13 protein-coding genes and 1 pseudogene are annotated in these 13912 nt (G+C 65.3%); 10 read left to right on the top strand and 4 right to left on the bottom strand.

The genetic code is table 11. The features are described 5' to 3' along the window. Window positions 1-101 precede the first annotated feature (101 nt). The 5 genes from AWC17_RS02090 to AWC17_RS02070 all read left to right on the top strand — a co-directional run bounded on the left by AWC17_RS02090 (window position 102) and on the right by AWC17_RS02070 (window position 5771). Window positions 102-743 carry a TetR/AcrR family transcriptional regulator gene (locus tag AWC17_RS02090; protein ID WP_046185086.1) on the top strand — a complete coding sequence of 214 codons (642 nt, stop codon included), beginning with the start codon at window positions 102-104 and terminating at the stop codon, window positions 741-743. Next, the gene (locus AWC17_RS02085) at window positions 740-2584 is read left to right on the top strand and encodes an alpha/beta fold hydrolase (RefSeq protein ID WP_046185085.1); all 1845 of its coding nucleotides are present in this window, start codon (window positions 740-742) and stop codon (window positions 2582-2584) included. The genes AWC17_RS02090 and AWC17_RS02085 overlap by 4 nt, the downstream gene beginning before the upstream one ends. 141 nt (window positions 2585-2725) lie before the next feature. Continuing rightward, on the top strand, window positions 2726-3862 hold the full coding sequence (locus AWC17_RS02080; RefSeq protein WP_046185084.1) for a serine/threonine-protein kinase: 1137 nt from the start codon (window positions 2726-2728) through the stop codon (window positions 3860-3862). Between the two features lie 46 nt (window positions 3863-3908). Then, complete coding sequence (locus AWC17_RS02075; RefSeq protein WP_085164203.1) at window positions 3909-4256, top strand: hypothetical protein; 348 nt, start codon at window positions 3909-3911, stop codon at window positions 4254-4256. 78 nt (window positions 4257-4334) lie between these two features. After that, window positions 4335-5771: a serine/threonine-protein kinase gene (locus AWC17_RS02070; RefSeq protein WP_085164201.1), complete on the top strand. Its 1437-nt coding sequence runs from the start codon at window positions 4335-4337 to the stop codon at window positions 5769-5771. A 14-nt stretch (window positions 5772-5785) separates the two neighbouring features. Here AWC17_RS02070 and AWC17_RS02065 read toward each other — a convergent pair. Continuing rightward, window positions 5786-6070: pseudogene (locus AWC17_RS02065) on the bottom strand (cytochrome P450); the annotation flags it as partial. A 4-nt stretch (window positions 6071-6074) separates the two neighbouring features. On the opposite strand from AWC17_RS02065, the gene AWC17_RS02060 reads away from it, so the two are divergent. Both AWC17_RS02060 and AWC17_RS02055 read left to right on the top strand, forming a co-directional pair. Beyond that, a complete protein-coding gene (locus tag AWC17_RS02060; RefSeq protein WP_141224417.1) occupies window positions 6075-7115 on the top strand; it encodes a 2-oxo acid dehydrogenase subunit E2 in 1041 nt (346 codons plus the stop codon). A gap of 21 nt (window positions 7116-7136) precedes the next feature. Continuing rightward, the gene (locus AWC17_RS02055; protein ID WP_046185690.1) at window positions 7137-8438 is read left to right on the top strand and encodes a lipase family protein; all 1302 of its coding nucleotides are present in this window, start codon (window positions 7137-7139) and stop codon (window positions 8436-8438) included. A 70-nt stretch (window positions 8439-8508) separates the two neighbouring features. Here AWC17_RS02055 and AWC17_RS02050 read toward each other — a convergent pair whose 3' ends face one another. From AWC17_RS02050 to AWC17_RS02040, 3 genes are read right to left on the bottom strand one after another with little or no spacing between them, the layout of a single operon-like run. Beyond that, window positions 8509-9510, bottom strand: a complete 1002-nt coding sequence (locus AWC17_RS02050; RefSeq protein ID WP_046185691.1) for a tocopherol cyclase family protein — start codon at window positions 9508-9510, stop codon at window positions 8509-8511. Beyond that, window positions 9507-10685 (bottom strand): alpha/beta hydrolase family protein, encoded by a 1179-nt coding sequence (locus AWC17_RS02045; protein WP_046185692.1) that lies wholly within the window; start codon window positions 10683-10685, stop codon window positions 9507-9509. The genes AWC17_RS02050 and AWC17_RS02045 overlap by 4 nt, the downstream gene beginning before the upstream one ends. Then, window positions 10686-11939 carry a cytochrome P450 gene (locus AWC17_RS02040; RefSeq protein ID WP_046185693.1) on the bottom strand — a complete coding sequence of 418 codons (1254 nt, stop codon included), beginning with the start codon at window positions 11937-11939 and terminating at the stop codon, window positions 10686-10688. It abuts the gene before it with no gap. Between the two features lie 88 nt (window positions 11940-12027). On the opposite strand from AWC17_RS02040, the gene AWC17_RS02035 reads away from it, so the two are divergent. The 3 genes from AWC17_RS02035 to AWC17_RS02025 all read left to right on the top strand — a co-directional run bounded on the left by AWC17_RS02035 (window position 12028) and on the right by AWC17_RS02025 (window position 13861). Continuing rightward, window positions 12028-12480, top strand: coding sequence for a VOC family protein (locus tag AWC17_RS02035; RefSeq protein WP_046185694.1), 453 nt, complete (start codon window positions 12028-12030; stop codon window positions 12478-12480). Window positions 12481-12580: 100 nt separating this feature from the next. Next, entirely contained in the window at window positions 12581-13057 is a 477-nt protein-coding gene (locus AWC17_RS02030) for a very short patch repair endonuclease (protein ID WP_425270847.1), read from the top strand. A gap of 30 nt (window positions 13058-13087) precedes the next feature. Continuing rightward, entirely contained in the window at window positions 13088-13861 is a 774-nt protein-coding gene (locus AWC17_RS02025) for a type II restriction endonuclease (RefSeq protein WP_046185696.1), read from the top strand. Window positions 13862-13912: the final 51 nt, after the last annotated feature.

The following is a 13912-nucleotide window of genomic DNA, read 5'->3' as shown; positions in this document are numbered from 1 at the left end:
TTCCGGGCGCATCAAGTCAAAGGGTATCGCAATACCCTTGCCTGACTGATCGATCAGGCAGTATCGTAGCCGAGAGCGGACCGACATGAAGAGACGAGGCAATGTTGACCGCAGTGTCCAAGCCTGAGGAGCCTGCCGGCCCCGCGGTCACCGCCGGCGACGCCCGGCAGCGAATCCTGCAGACGACGATCCAGTGTTTCTGCGCGTACGGCTATGAAAAGTCCTCGATGAAGCTGATCTCGACGAAGGCCGGCGTCTCGCAGACGCTGCTGCACTATCACTTCGAGACGAAGGAAAAGCTTTTTCAGGCGGCGATCGACGACATGGCCAAGCGAATGTTCGCCACGGCGGCGACCCAACTGCCGCACAGGGTGTCGGTGCGTGAGGGTCTGACCGAGGCGGCCGGTCTGATGTACGCCCTGTTCATCGACAACCTCGACGCGGTCACGTTCATGGTCGAGTTCGCCGCGGCGGCCAACCACAACGAGTTCTTGCGGATCGCGTATGTCGACTACCGCGACACCCAGCGTCGACAGCTCGCCGAGGCGCTTCGCCGTATCGCCGGTAACGATGCGCCGCAGCGCTTGATCGACGAGTCGGTGCGTCTCTTCGAAACCGTGCTGCTGGGCATGTCGATGCAGCGCCCGTTCGTTTCCGACACGTCGGGCTTCCGTCGCGACTACGACGTGTTCGCCCAAATGCTCGCCGCCCACATCACCGAAGGATTGGAACCAAGGCGATGACCCCGAACGTCACCGATCAGGCAGTGCCGCCGATGGTCGAAGACGCGGTGACCGGATCCGGCGCCAAACGAATCTTCGTGCGCCGCTACGACAACCACAACGCCGACTACGTTCTGGTGCTGGTGCACGGCACCGCGGGGAACAGCGAGAGTTATGACGCGTTCGCCGAGCACATGCGCCGCAACTTTTCCGCGGCCGTCTATTCGTTCGACCTGACCGGGCATGGCCGCACCGAGGGCAAGCCGGGTGTGTTCAGTTTTGAAGCCTTCCTCGAAGACACCAGGGCCGTCACCGATTACGCGGCGCGGCGAACTTCCCTCCCTGTCGTCCTGCACGGTGCGAGCCAGGGTGGGGAAGTCGCGTTCCACGCGCTCGACGCGTGCCCGGCCGTGGCGGCCGGTGTGTGCATGAACATCTTGCTGAACCACGAGGCGCCGATGAGCCCGGCGATCCGATTGTTCCAGTCACGTCCAGCGAAGTGGGCGGCCAAGACGATCGGTGATCGGCTGCGAGTTCCGCTGCGGCGGGTCATCGACTTCAAGGCCGCCTACCAGGAAGACCCCGGGCTGCTGGACACGAAGAAGAAAGACCCGTTTTACGTCTGGCGCTATGGGCTCAAGAGCTACCACTCGGTGTTCAACTATGTGCCACCAAAACCCGCCGCCGCCAACACGAAACCCGTCCTTATCACCTGCGGGGAGCACGACGAGATCGTCGGCGCCGAGCACTGCCGAGCATGCTTTGAGCGGATCGGCGGGACCAAGGATTTCTTCATGATGCCCGGTGGCGGCCATCAGCTCATGCTGTTCGACACGGCCGTCTACAGCCGCGTGATCGACTCGTGGATTCGGGAACGCGTGCTCGGCCACGCCCAATCGTGGGAGGCGCCGATCGAACCCGAAGAGCGACGCTACATCGAGTTCCTCGATCGTGAACGCGCCAACGATGCGGCAGGCGAGCCCGAGTACCGCTATTCGATGATCGATCGCATGCTGATGCGGATCAGCAACGGCACGATCGAGCGCGGGGTGCGTTACTTCTCCAACGCCGAGGTCAGCGAACAGTGGCGCTTCACCGCTGAGCTCGTCGGCGAGATCGACTACGCGGCATGGGACTTCCTACGCGACTACCTTCCGTCCGTAGCTGGTCAGCGCCCGAGGATGGCGGTGGTCGGTTGCGGCGGTGGCGGGACGATCGAAGGATTGCTCGAACGATATCCGGAGTTGGGCCAATGGGACATCGTGGGCGTCGACGTCGACTACAAGTCGATCGACGCAGCCCGCAAGCGCTTTGCCGACAAGGCCGGGGTGGCCTTCGTCGTCGGCGACGCGCGTGATGCGGAGGTGTTGGGGGCCAATCGATTCGACCTTGTTTACCTGCACGGGGTGCTTGACCACTGCACCGAGCACCGCCGTCTGATGGACAGCGTATTTCGCGCGCTGAAGCCGGGCGGCCGGATGTTCTATGTCGCACCGGATCGCAACCTGTGCACATGGCTTTGTTTCGTGACGGTCGGGCCGCTGTTCGTGTTCGGTCTGGACAAGCCAAACCACGACTTTCGGCGATTCCCTCGCCCCGCCGAGTTGAACACCATGCTTGCGCAGGCCGGCTTCGAGCTGCTGCCCAGGCGAGGCCGGCCGGCCGCCCCCGCCATGGTCGGGGTCGAATACAAGACGGGGATGAATCCGTTTCCTGTCAAGAGGTCAGTGCGCAATCGTGCCCTCGGCGAGGAAATCTTCGAGCACACCGAACCCAGGTGGTGGCTGAACAACGGCTTCGTCGGCGAGTATGCGGGGGCGGTCCAAAAACCGCGCGACGGGAATGCGGACCCCGCTGTTTAACGCCTGTTGAGTAGCGGGTTTCGATTCCGGATTGTGTGGTTATCCCGAACCAGCAGGGAGTCAGCTTTCCGACAGGAGATCGACACGGACCTCCAAGGAACTCGGTCTTACCGCGGCCAGGGCAGTAACGGAGTGCCTCTGGTGCCGGGCGGGCTCCTTGGCGACGGTCGGTACGAACTGCGCGGTGTCCTGGGCCGCGGTGCGATGGCCGAGGTGCGTGACGGGTGGGACTTGAAGCTGAACCGGCCCGTCGCCATCAAGCTGCTCTATCCCGGGGTGGCTGACCGGCCCGACAGCCGATTGCGGTTCGACACGGAGGCGCGCGCGGCCGCGCAGCTGACCGGTCGGCACGTCGTAGTGGTCCACGACGTCGGCGAGCATCACGGGTTGCCGTTCATCGTCATGGAGCGGCTGCCGGGACTGTCGCTGGCCGACCACATCGCTCACGGGCCGCTGCCGCCGGCGTTCGTACACGCCGTCCTCGACGGCGTCCTGGACGCCCTTGCCGAGGCGCATAACGTCGGCATTCTGCACCGCGACGTCAAGCCGGGCAATATCTTGTTCACCGCCCGGGGCGAACCCAAGCTCGCCGATTTCGGCATCGCCAAGACGTCCGGCGCCGCCTACACCAGGACGGGCGAAGTCGTCGGCAGCATGGCGTATCTGAGTCCCGAGCGGCTGACGTCCAAGCCGGCCACGGTGTTCGACGACCTGTATGCCGTCGGCGTGGTGGGCTACGAGGCGCTGACTGGGCGGCGGCCGTTCCCGCAGGAGGACCTGGGCGCGCTGGCACACGCGATCCTGCAGGAGTCACCGCCGCCGCTGGCCGCGCTGCGCCCCGATGTGCCACCGGGACTTGCCGCAGCGATCGAACGTGCGATGGCGCGCGACCCTGCATGGCGGTTCGACCAGGCCGGCGCGATGCGAGCCGCGCTGGTCGGCCCTGCCCCCGCAGCGATGCCCACCGGCACCCGGGTCATGGAAGCGCCCCCGCCCGCGGTGCTGACCTATACGCCTGCGGGTGCGCCGCTCGAGCCGGACAGTCCCCGGCGCAAATGGTGGATCGCGGCGATCGTTGCCGCATTCCTATTGGCACTCCTCCTGCTGGCGATCGATCCGCCGTTCTCGGCGCCACCGCCGACGCCGACCACTACTACCACCACGCCGGTGCCGCCGCCGACGACCACCGCCACAACCACACCCAGCAGTAGCTCGCAGTTGCCGCCGCCGCCACCCGGTCACCCCGGCAACAAACACAAGGGTGGCCACGGCGGCTGACGTCGATATGAGATCGGTAGCCCGCCGGCCGTTATGTGCTTACGGCATGAACAAGAAGTGGATGGCCGGCGCCCTGCTGACGGCCGGCATCGGCATGGGGCTGGCCGCGGGCGTCGCGCAGGCCGACCCTTACGGCCACGTCGGCGGGAACTGCCCGGCCGGGCACACGTGCGGCAAGTGGTGCCCCGGCGAACGCGTCCCGGACAACTTCATCAACTGGGACATGGGCGTGTGCCACCTCTATTACTACGACTACCGCGGCGTCGTCGACGCCGACACCGGCGCCGTCTACGGGTGGCCGAGCGGCCCGATCACCGCCACCCCCCGCGCGCCGGCCGGCCCGCCCAACTTCAACTGCGGCCTATTCTGGTGCCCGGTGCCTCCGCACGCGTGAGCCGCCGCACGTTACGTCCGCGCCGGATTTGGGAACCCGCCGGGTTGGACCTTTTCGACCTGGCGAAAGGATGGCCCATTGACCTCGCGGTTCCGCACCCGGTTCGGTCCCTACGAGCTGCGATCGCTGATCGGCACGGGCGCAACCGGCGAGACCTATCGGGCTTACGACACGGTTAAGGACCGGACGGTCGCGGTCAAGCTGTTGCCTGCCGAGATGGCCGCGGAACCCGGCTTCCAGCAACGCTTTCGGCGTGAGTGCACGGTCGCGGCGCGCTTGCAAGAGCCCCACGTCATCCCGGTGGATGACTTCGGCGAGATTGACGGGGTTTTCTTCGTCGATATGCAGTTGGTCGAGGGCGGCAGCCTCAAGGACCTGCTGCGCGAGCGGGGCCCGCTGGAACCCTCGCGCGCCGCATCGATCACCGCCCAGGTGGCGCGGGCGCTGGACGCCGCGCACGCCGCCGGGCTGGTGCACCTGGGCGTCAGGCCGGAAAACGTGCTGCTCACCCCCGACCACTTCGCGTATCTCGTCGACTTCGGGATTGCGCACGCCGACGGGTCACGCGCCTACATCGCGCCCGAACGATTCACCACCGGCCGAGTGGGACCGCAGACCGACGTGTACTCGCTGGCGTGCCTGCTTTATGAGTGCCTCACCGGTCAGCCGCCGTTCGAGAGCACGGACCCGGAGGAGCTGAAGAGCGCGCACATGTTGTCACCGGCGCCCCGGCCCAGCATCATGCGCCGCGGCATCGGCCGGGCCTTCGACGACGTCATCGCCCGGGGCATGGCCAAACAACGTACGGCGCGGTTCGCCTCCGCGGGTGAACTCGCCCGCGCGGCGAGCGACGCCGTAAACGCGGCGTACGAGCCGGTCGCGGTCAGCGTTGGCGCGGAGCCCCTTCGTACCCGGCCGTTTGAGGCGGTCTATCCGAATTCGGATGACACCGGTTATAGCCCGTATCCGCCGTCTGCGGCGCCCGAGCCGCCGACGCCGGGTCGGCCTTTTGGCGGCCGCGCGCCGCTGGTGGTGACCGGGGCGGCGGTGGTGCTGGTGATCGCCGGGCTGATCGTGGCGCTGGTATCGGCGCTGAGCAACGGCGGTTCGCCGCCGCCGCAGGCGGCGAAGACGACATCGCCCGCGCCGTCGAGCGCGCCGCCGCCGAAGACGCCGACGCTGTCGCGTCCGGTGCAGGGCGCCGACGGGTTAGGGTTCGTCGGCGAGACGGCCCGGTGCGACCCGGGGAATCCGCCGGCCGCAGTGGTGCGCACCGCCAAGTCGCTGGCCGTCGTGTGTCAAAACCTCAGCGGCAGTTACTACTACCGCGGCGAGCGCATCCGCGATGGCGCGCACATCGAGCTATCTAACGCGGAGCGCGTTGGGGACGGGTTCGATGTCACCAACCCGGTCGACGGCGTGCTCTACGAGGTCCGTCCGAATCGGCTCAGGATCATCAGTGGCGAGCATGTAGATTCGTCGGAGCCGGTGCTGCAATACGCGACGGCGTCGTAATCACCACGGCCGCAAGGTATCTCGGCTGCTCGGCTCTTTCCCAGGGTGAAGGTGACCGGCAGCTCGCCCAGCCCGGTCATGCTCGGGTTGCCCAAATACTCGTGGACGTGGTCGACGCCGACCAAGTAATCGGGGATGCGGTCGAGGACGGCCGTGACCATCACCTCGGACATCAGCCGCGCGAGGTGTGAGCCGATGCAGCGGTGTGGCCCGAGCCCGAAGGCGACGTGACGGTTGGGTGCGCGGTCGAACTCCTGCTCGTCGTGGTTGGCGGAGAGACAGCTGAGGACGACTTTGTCGACATTGTTTGCCACCGACAAGGGGACCTTGTCCTCTGGCCGCATCCCGGCTCTGGATGGAGACTCGGGTACCTGCTTCGAAGAGGAAATTCCGATGATGTGGACCACTCCATCCGCCATCCCGTTCTCCGTCTGGCGGAAGATAGCCATGGCCACCTGGCGGCCGAGGAAAGACCCAATCATTTGGGCGACGATAGATATCGAAGCGGCGCGGCTGCTCGAGTACCTGCGCCAGGTCCGCGAGGCAACGGGCCAACACGTCACCCCCATGGACCTCGTCGGTAGAGCTGTCGGCAAGGTCATCGAAGCACTGCCGGGCCTTAACGGCCGGGTCGTGTTAGGCAGCTTCCTGCCGTCACCGACCGTCGACTGCTTCTTCGTGGTATCGCTGCGGACAGATCTTGTAACCGGGGCCGAAGCAGCCGGCACCGATCTATCGGGCACCGTTGTGCGTCGCATCGATGAGAAACCGCCCTGGGTGATCGCCAAGGAACTCGCCGATCATGTCGCACGCATTCGCCACGACGAGGATCCACAGTTCAAGCAGAGCAAGGCGATGGTCAAGGGGCTGCCGCCGTTGCTGCTTCGCCCAGTGATGGATGCGCTCGGCTTCGTCACCGAAAGCCTTCAGTTACCCATTCCCTTCCTTGGGCTGGAAGCTCGCCCTTACGGCTCGGTACTCGTGAGCAATGTGGGCACTTACGGCCTCGACACGGCCGCCGCCCCGTGGCCGACCTTCTGCCACGTGCCGCTCGGGATCATGATCGGCGCCGTGAAGGACAAGGTGTTGGCGCTGGGCGGTCAACCCGTCGTGCGTCCGGTGCTGCCGCTGTCGATCGGCCTGGATCACCGGTTCGTCGACGGTTACCAGGCGGCGACGATGGCCGGCATCTTCCGCGCGTACCTGGCCGATCCCGCCGCCTTCGACCCGGTGCCCAAGACCATCCCGCCACGCGAGGGGGAGCGAGCCTCGGTGCGTTCTAACGGCAAGAGGCCAGCCGCCGCACGCACAGGAAGGTCGAGCCCGTCGAAAGCCAAGGCGTAGCGCCACGCTTAAGGGGAGTCCATGACTGCATCACGACAACCAGCAGGTCGGTATCCCGATTGGAGTGGCCTGCCCGGCGGGGCCATAGCCCCGCCGCATCCGAAGAATGATCCGTTCTACTCGTACACCGGCCATCCGCCGCTGCCGGACATCTTGCCGGGAACGGTGCTGAAGACTCGCAGCGTTCGTTACCACATATTGGGTTTGCCAACGGTGCTCGAGACCACGCAGTTGCTCTACCGGTCGACCAGCCAGACCCGAAACCCGACCGTCAATGTCACCTCGGTCATTCAGCCGCTGGAGCTGCGGGACAAGACGAAGGTGATCTCCTATCAGTCCGCCTACGACTCGCTCAAACAGGACGACGAGCCGTCGTATGCGATCTCGGGCGGACACCCCACGCTTGGCGGAGTTGTCCCCAACGTCGAGCTGGGAGTCTTCGGTCCGTTCCTCGCCGAGGGGTACACGGTCATCGTCCCCGACACCGAGGGCCAGAGGGCGGACTTCGCCGCGGGTCCCGAGTACGGAATGAACACGCTCGACTCGATCCGGGCGGCGTTCAACTCGTCGGCCATCGGCAGCGACGCAAAGGTTGCGATGCTCGGATACTCCGGTGGTGCGCTCGCCACCGAGTGGGCCGCCGAATTCGCCCCGACGTATGCGCCCGACGTCAACAAGCACCTGATCGGCGCGGCGATCGGCGGCGTGCTCGTCCACCCGGCGCACAACCTGCACTACGTCGAGGGCAGCTTGAGCTGGGCCGGTGTCATGCCGATGGCGCTCGTCGGCATCGCACGCGCGTTTCAGATCGACTTCAGGCGGTATCTCAGCGACCGCGGCGTGCAGATCTACAACGACATGCAGACTGCGTCGATCGTCGACGTCCTCGGCCTGAGGTACGCGGATCTGAAGTGGGAGCAGCTGGCCAAACCCGAGTACCCGACTCCCGAGAGCATCCCGCTCTACGTCACATGTGCCAACCAGCTGATCATGGGCACCGGGGGTACGCCGACGATCCCGCTGTTCATCGGCCAGGGCGCCGGCGGTGAGCTCGAGGGCACGCCGGGCAACCAGCCGGGCATCGGCGCCGGCGATGGCGTGATGATCGCCGGCGACGTGCGCACGCTGGCCCGCGACTACTGCGCGAAGGGCACGGCGGTCCACTACGAGGAGTACGACCTGCTCAGCCACGTCTGGAGTCTCATGCTCTGGCTGCCGAACTCGATCGCCTGGATCAAGCAGCGTTTCGCCAATCTGCCTCCGCCGCAGAACTGTTCGTCGATCCAGCAGGGCAACCCGATTAAGCCGATTCCGGTTCCATAGGAAGTGGTCTGAGCCCGACGGGCCAAGCGATCAGTGTGCGGCAGGAGCAGCGGGGCGACGGTGAGTCGATCTATGCCGGCCGGCTGCCGATTTCCAGGCCGGCCAGCTCGCAGGTCCCGTCGAACACCAGCCGGCCGTACTCCCGCACACTGCAATGCAATCGACCGGCGAGGTGCTCGAAGTCGGCGTCGATGTTGCGCCGCTGCGGGGGCAGCGGCACCGGTAAGACGTGCGGATCCGCGCGGGTGCCGTCTCCGTCCAACTCGATGTGGTAGCGGGGTGTGCGCGCTGACACGGTCCAGCGTCCGTCGCCGATGTCCGATCGCACGGGCGCCGGCGGGGTTACCCGGATGACGCGGTCTCCGAGTCGCACGACGACTCCGGTGACGTCCCTGCGGATCGGGCCGAGCTGAAGAAGGCCCCCCGAGAACGCGACCGAGACGTCGGCGTCGCCGAAATCGTGTGCCTGACCCCACCACCAGCGCTCGGGGAAGCCCGCGCCCCAGTTGCGTTCCGTGTACAGCCGGGCTTCACTGAACGACCAGGTGTCTCTTCCGAATTCGACTGTGCCGGTAGCTTTTCCGCCGAGTCGGTAGGGATGCCAGTATTGGTTGAGGAACGGGACCGAAGAGAAGAAGCCGCCGCCACCAAAGGCCTTAGGCCAATTGAAGGGATCGGCGAAATGCAGGTCGAGGTGGATGCCGTCGAGGTCGATCTGGAGCCGATCGGTGCTTGCCGCCAGGCGGCAGTCGGGAGCGGTCCCGGCGTGCACCGAGAAGGTGGACGATGCGGCGTGGGCACCGTCCAGGGCCGCGGAGCGCACGACGCCGCCGGGATGCAGCGCGACCGCCAGAGTGGCCCAGTCGCCGTCCGGGTGCCGGTTCACACTGCACAGCGCAACGACGACGCGACCCGACGCAGCATCGGTGAGGCGCCAGAACCAGCCCTCCATTTCTGTCCCGTGCGAAGGAACCGGATCGCCGAAGGGCACGTCGGCACCGGTGCGCCGATAGGCATGGACCAGTGGCTTGGCCGCACTCGCCGCTATCCATCGCAGGTAGGAAGCAGTCATCTCTTGTCGGCCAGGCCCGACTGCGCGAGCGCGTCGTCGATGAACCGCTGCACCGGCCGCGAGCGGAAGAATCCCGTGTGACCGCCTGGGTACCATTGGATTTCGGGTTTGCCCCAGTGCTCCCAGAGTCGGCTGATCTGTTCGCGTGGGTGTACTAGCCGGTCGGCGAGGCCGGCGTAGATGAAGCGGCCCTTTTTCGGCACACGTGGGGTCAGTGCCAGCGGCGAGATCATCCGGCCGAGGGGCTTGGCCGAGTTCATCGTGTGGCGCAGGGCGGCGTGGCCGCTGAGGCCGGCGTGGCGGCCGACCAGGTTCACCAGGTCGACGGCCGGCACGCCCAGGACCGCGCAGGTGAGGCCGTCGTCGAGGCTGGCGACCAGCGACGAGATCAGACCGCCGAGGGAGATGCCGTTGACCCCGATCGCGGCGTCGGGCTGTTGCGCGCGGATCCAGGTGATGAGGCGCCGGATGTCCCAGACCGCCTGGGCGGTGCCGTGGACGTCGTCGAGCACGTCCTCGCTGGGGAATTTTGGTGGGCCGCACGCACGGGGGCCGTGCATGGGCAGCACGGGAAGCACGACGTTCAGGTCGAGACCTCGGTACAGGTGCCAGGCATGAAACAGCATGGGGTCGAGCGCGGCGCGTCCCATCTCCGCGCCGTGGATGCAGACCAGCCAGGGGCGCGGCCGGCGGTGCCGGAACATCAGGGCGTACTCGCGGTCGTTGCCGGTGTAGCTGCGCCACCGTTCCCGGCCGGGTTCGCCTTCGTGGGGCGCATAGTCGCTGTCGAAGGACAGCCGCTCGTAGGTGCGTCCCATGCTGCTCACGCGCTTGACCGTCACGTCGGTCAGGGGTGGGGGCGGGGAGAAGAAACCCTCGGGATTGTCGAGCCAGCCCTTGTCGCCGTAAAAGTTCTGTGCGGCAAGAACTTCGCTGTCGATGCGGTCGAGGGTATTTGCGTCGGGGGCTCGGCGCAGCAGGCTGAACCCCGCCAGCAGGATTTCGTCGCGGAACGCCTGCGCGGCCAGCGCGATGGTGGGCCGGGCCACCGGGAGCTCGTCGGGCTGACGATCCAGGTAGGTGCCCCAGGAGCGGGCGTAGAAGCCGCCGGTGCGTGTGAACGGACCCAGCATCTGCGTTACTGGGTTGGCGGGTCTGCGAGCGCTGTCTGGCATCTAGCCTCGCTTGGTGCCGGGGGTGAAGGTGACGGGCAGCTTGCCGAGTCCGGTCATGCTGGGGTTGCCCAAGTATTGGTGGACGTGGTCGAGGTCGACCTGGTAGTCGGGGATGCGGTCGAGGACGGCCCTGACCATCACCTCGGACATCAGCCGCGCGAGGTGGGATCCGATGCAGCGGTGCGGCCCGAGCCCGAAGGCGACGTGACGGTTGGGTGCGCGGTCGAGAACGATTTCGTCGGGCCGGTCGAACTCCTGCTCGTCGTGGTTGGCGGAGAGCCAGCTGATGACGACTTTGTCGTTCTTTCGCAGGTGTTGGCCGTTGAGCTCGACGTCGTGAGTGACTGTGCGGCTGAGGGTTTGGTTGACCGAGAAGTAGCGCAGGAATTCGTCGGTGGCGGTGCGGTAGAGCTCCGGGTGGTCGATGAGTTGTTGGCGTAGTTCCGGGTGGGTGCCCAGGTGTTTGAGCGTGAGCGCGGTTTGGGAGGTGGTGGTGTCCACACCACCGCCGATGAGGTTCCAGAGGATGTTGAGCAGTTGTTCGTCGGTGAGGCGTTGGCCGTCGAATTCGAACTGGATGAGGAAGCTGGTCAGGTCGTCTTGCGGTTTGCCTCGTCTGGCCGTGGCGAATTCGATGACTTCTTCCATCATGGCGGGGACTTTGGCGATGGCGTTGGTGTACTCGTCGCTGTCCTGCGGGACGGCCATGACGGAGTGGAAGAGGTTGGCGTAGAGGTGCCAGTTGTCGTAGGGCAGGCCCATGAGTTTCATGGTGAGGATGGCCGGGACCGGGCTGGCGTAGTCGAGCACGAGGTCCATCTGTCCGTCTTCGATTTTTTGGTCGAGGAACCAGTGCGCCGATTGCTCCATGAACGGCTTGAGCTTCTGGACGGCGCCGGGGGATAAGAACGGCGCCAGCGCGTGCCTTAATGCCAGGTGATAGGGCCCGTCGACCTCGCCGATGCCGAGGGCCGGTTGGCCTTCTGGTCTTGGGACGCCCATCTCGCCCTGGTAGTCGACGCCGTCTTCGGCGTTGGGCTCGTATTTGTGGGCGAAGGTGTCGCCGTCTCTCGCCGTTCGGCTCACCGCGTCGTAGCTGCTGAGGAACCAGAACCCTCCGTAGTTCTCGTTCCAGGCGACCGGGCAGCGTTGTCTTAGCTCGGCGTTGATGGCCAGCTCATTGAGGTTGAACGCGTCGGAATGGTGGTCGAAGTCGACTATGGCGTCGCCGCTGACGTCGGGACGGGTTGTCATTTGGAAAGTCCTCTCCGCGACGAGAACTCCGGCTTTCTACACTATCTTTGCATTATTACGCTCGTGGGTTCTGCCGAGAAAGGCCGCGATGAGTAGTCACCGGACGACCTTCAACCATGTCGGATTGTGTGTCTCCGATCGCGAGCGGTCGCGGCGGTTCTACGAGGGTGTGCTCGGGTTTCAGTTCTGGTGGGAGCTTGATCCGCCCGACGGCCCCACCGCAAAGCTTGTGCAGCTTCCCGAGCCGCTCGGGGTGCATGCGACCTATTTGGTGCGCGAGGGCTTTGTGCTCGAACTCATGGACTATTCGAAACGTCAGGTTCACGCCGGGTCGGAACGCGTCATGGATCAGATTGGGCTGACACATATTTCGTTTTCGGTGTCCGATCTCGCCGGCGCATTGGAGAAGGTCGAGGAGTTCGGGGGAGCGGTAGTCGAGGGGACGGTGACAGAGGCGATGGCGATGATCCGGGATCCGGATGGGCAGCTGTTGGAGCTGCTTTCGGATGGGTGGCTGGCTGCTTTGCCGCCTCGGCCTTAGCGGTTCCATCAAGGCAGTGGGCAGCTAGGCCGCTGGCCGCTGACTCATAAGCTCGCGTCATCACGTGGCGGAGCAGCTTGTTTAGCCACCGCGCGCTCTGGTGCGTTTAATTGGTTTCGTGAGTGCAGGATGGAGCAATACCAGCGCGGCTGCCCGGAAGGTTATGCAGGGGAACCGCAGCCGGGACACGAAACCAGAGCTGGTGTTGCGGTCAATCTTGCACCGACGCGGCTTGCGGTATCGCGTGGCGGCGTGCCCCGTTCCTGGCGTTCGTCGGACGGCCGACCTGCTGTTTACGCGGGCCAGGCTTGCTGTGTTCATCGATGGTTGCTTCTGGCACAGGTGCCCGGCCCATTACCGGCAGCCTTCGACCAACCAAGAGTATTGGGTCGCGAAAGTCGATCGCAACGTTCGTCGCGACAGCGAAGTGGACGCGATGCTGCTAGAAGCCGGATGGGCCGTTGTCCGCGTGTGGGAACACGACGACCCCGAGGCTGCGGCGGACCGGATTGAGCACCACCTTCAGCTTCGCGCGAAGTGGCTTTTGACCACAGCAGTGCGGCGTGGCCGTCTGTAAGTCGCTCGAAGACTCTGGCAAGCTGCCAGGGTGGCCAAGGTCGTATCAGTGGAGGACTGGCTTCGCCAGCAGTGCGCAAACTACGGCTGGGGGCTCGGGGGAGTCTTCCGCAGCCGCGGCGATCACGGATGGCCACTTGTGGCACAGGACGAAGGTGACCTCGAAGCTCAACTGAACGCCGGAGGACACATTCTTCCGCTACCAAAGGAACCTGCCGCCCTCGCCAACGTCCTAGAGGTCGGAATCGTCAGCTTCCTCGTGGACCGCGTCGAGCAGTTAAAGGACGCCACCGCAACACGCGGCACCGAACGCGGCTATCCCGACCTCGAACTACGCGGCGGCGCCTTCGGCGAAGGCTTTCACGCCATCGACGTCAAGATCGCCCGACGCGCCATGAGCGCCGCCGGCCAGCCAGTCAATCGAACGCAAAGCAGAATCACGCTGTACACCGGCAACACGTACTTCCGTCATCCCAAGGTGCTATTTCCCGGCGTGATGCGCCCATTCGCCGACTACACGACACATCTTGACGTGCTGGGCATCTACACTTTGAACGAGAGCAAGCCGGGAAGGGTCGACGATCTCGAGCTGATCGTGCAGCAGCCATGGAAGATTGCAAGCACGAAGCGATCCTCGACCACCCGCGAGTACATCGGCGCGGTGGACAAGGTTGACGACCTGCGAGCCGGCAACGGGGAGTTCGCCACGGAGAAAGACTTCTATGCCTACTGGCGGAAGTTCCCATTCAAGACCGCGAGGGCAGTTGAACTGCTGTTAGCCCGGATTTTTCGTGGATTATTGTGAGTGTCGGGGTGTAGATACGCGAAAGTGCCTGTCCTGCAAGGGATAATTGGA

It is taken from the genome of Mycobacterium nebraskense (assembly GCF_002102255.1).
Classification (GTDB): domain Bacteria; phylum Actinomycetota; class Actinomycetes; order Mycobacteriales; family Mycobacteriaceae; genus Mycobacterium; species Mycobacterium nebraskense.
Note: the sequence above shows the minus strand (reverse complement) of the source record. Positions and strands in the feature narration are given on the sequence as shown.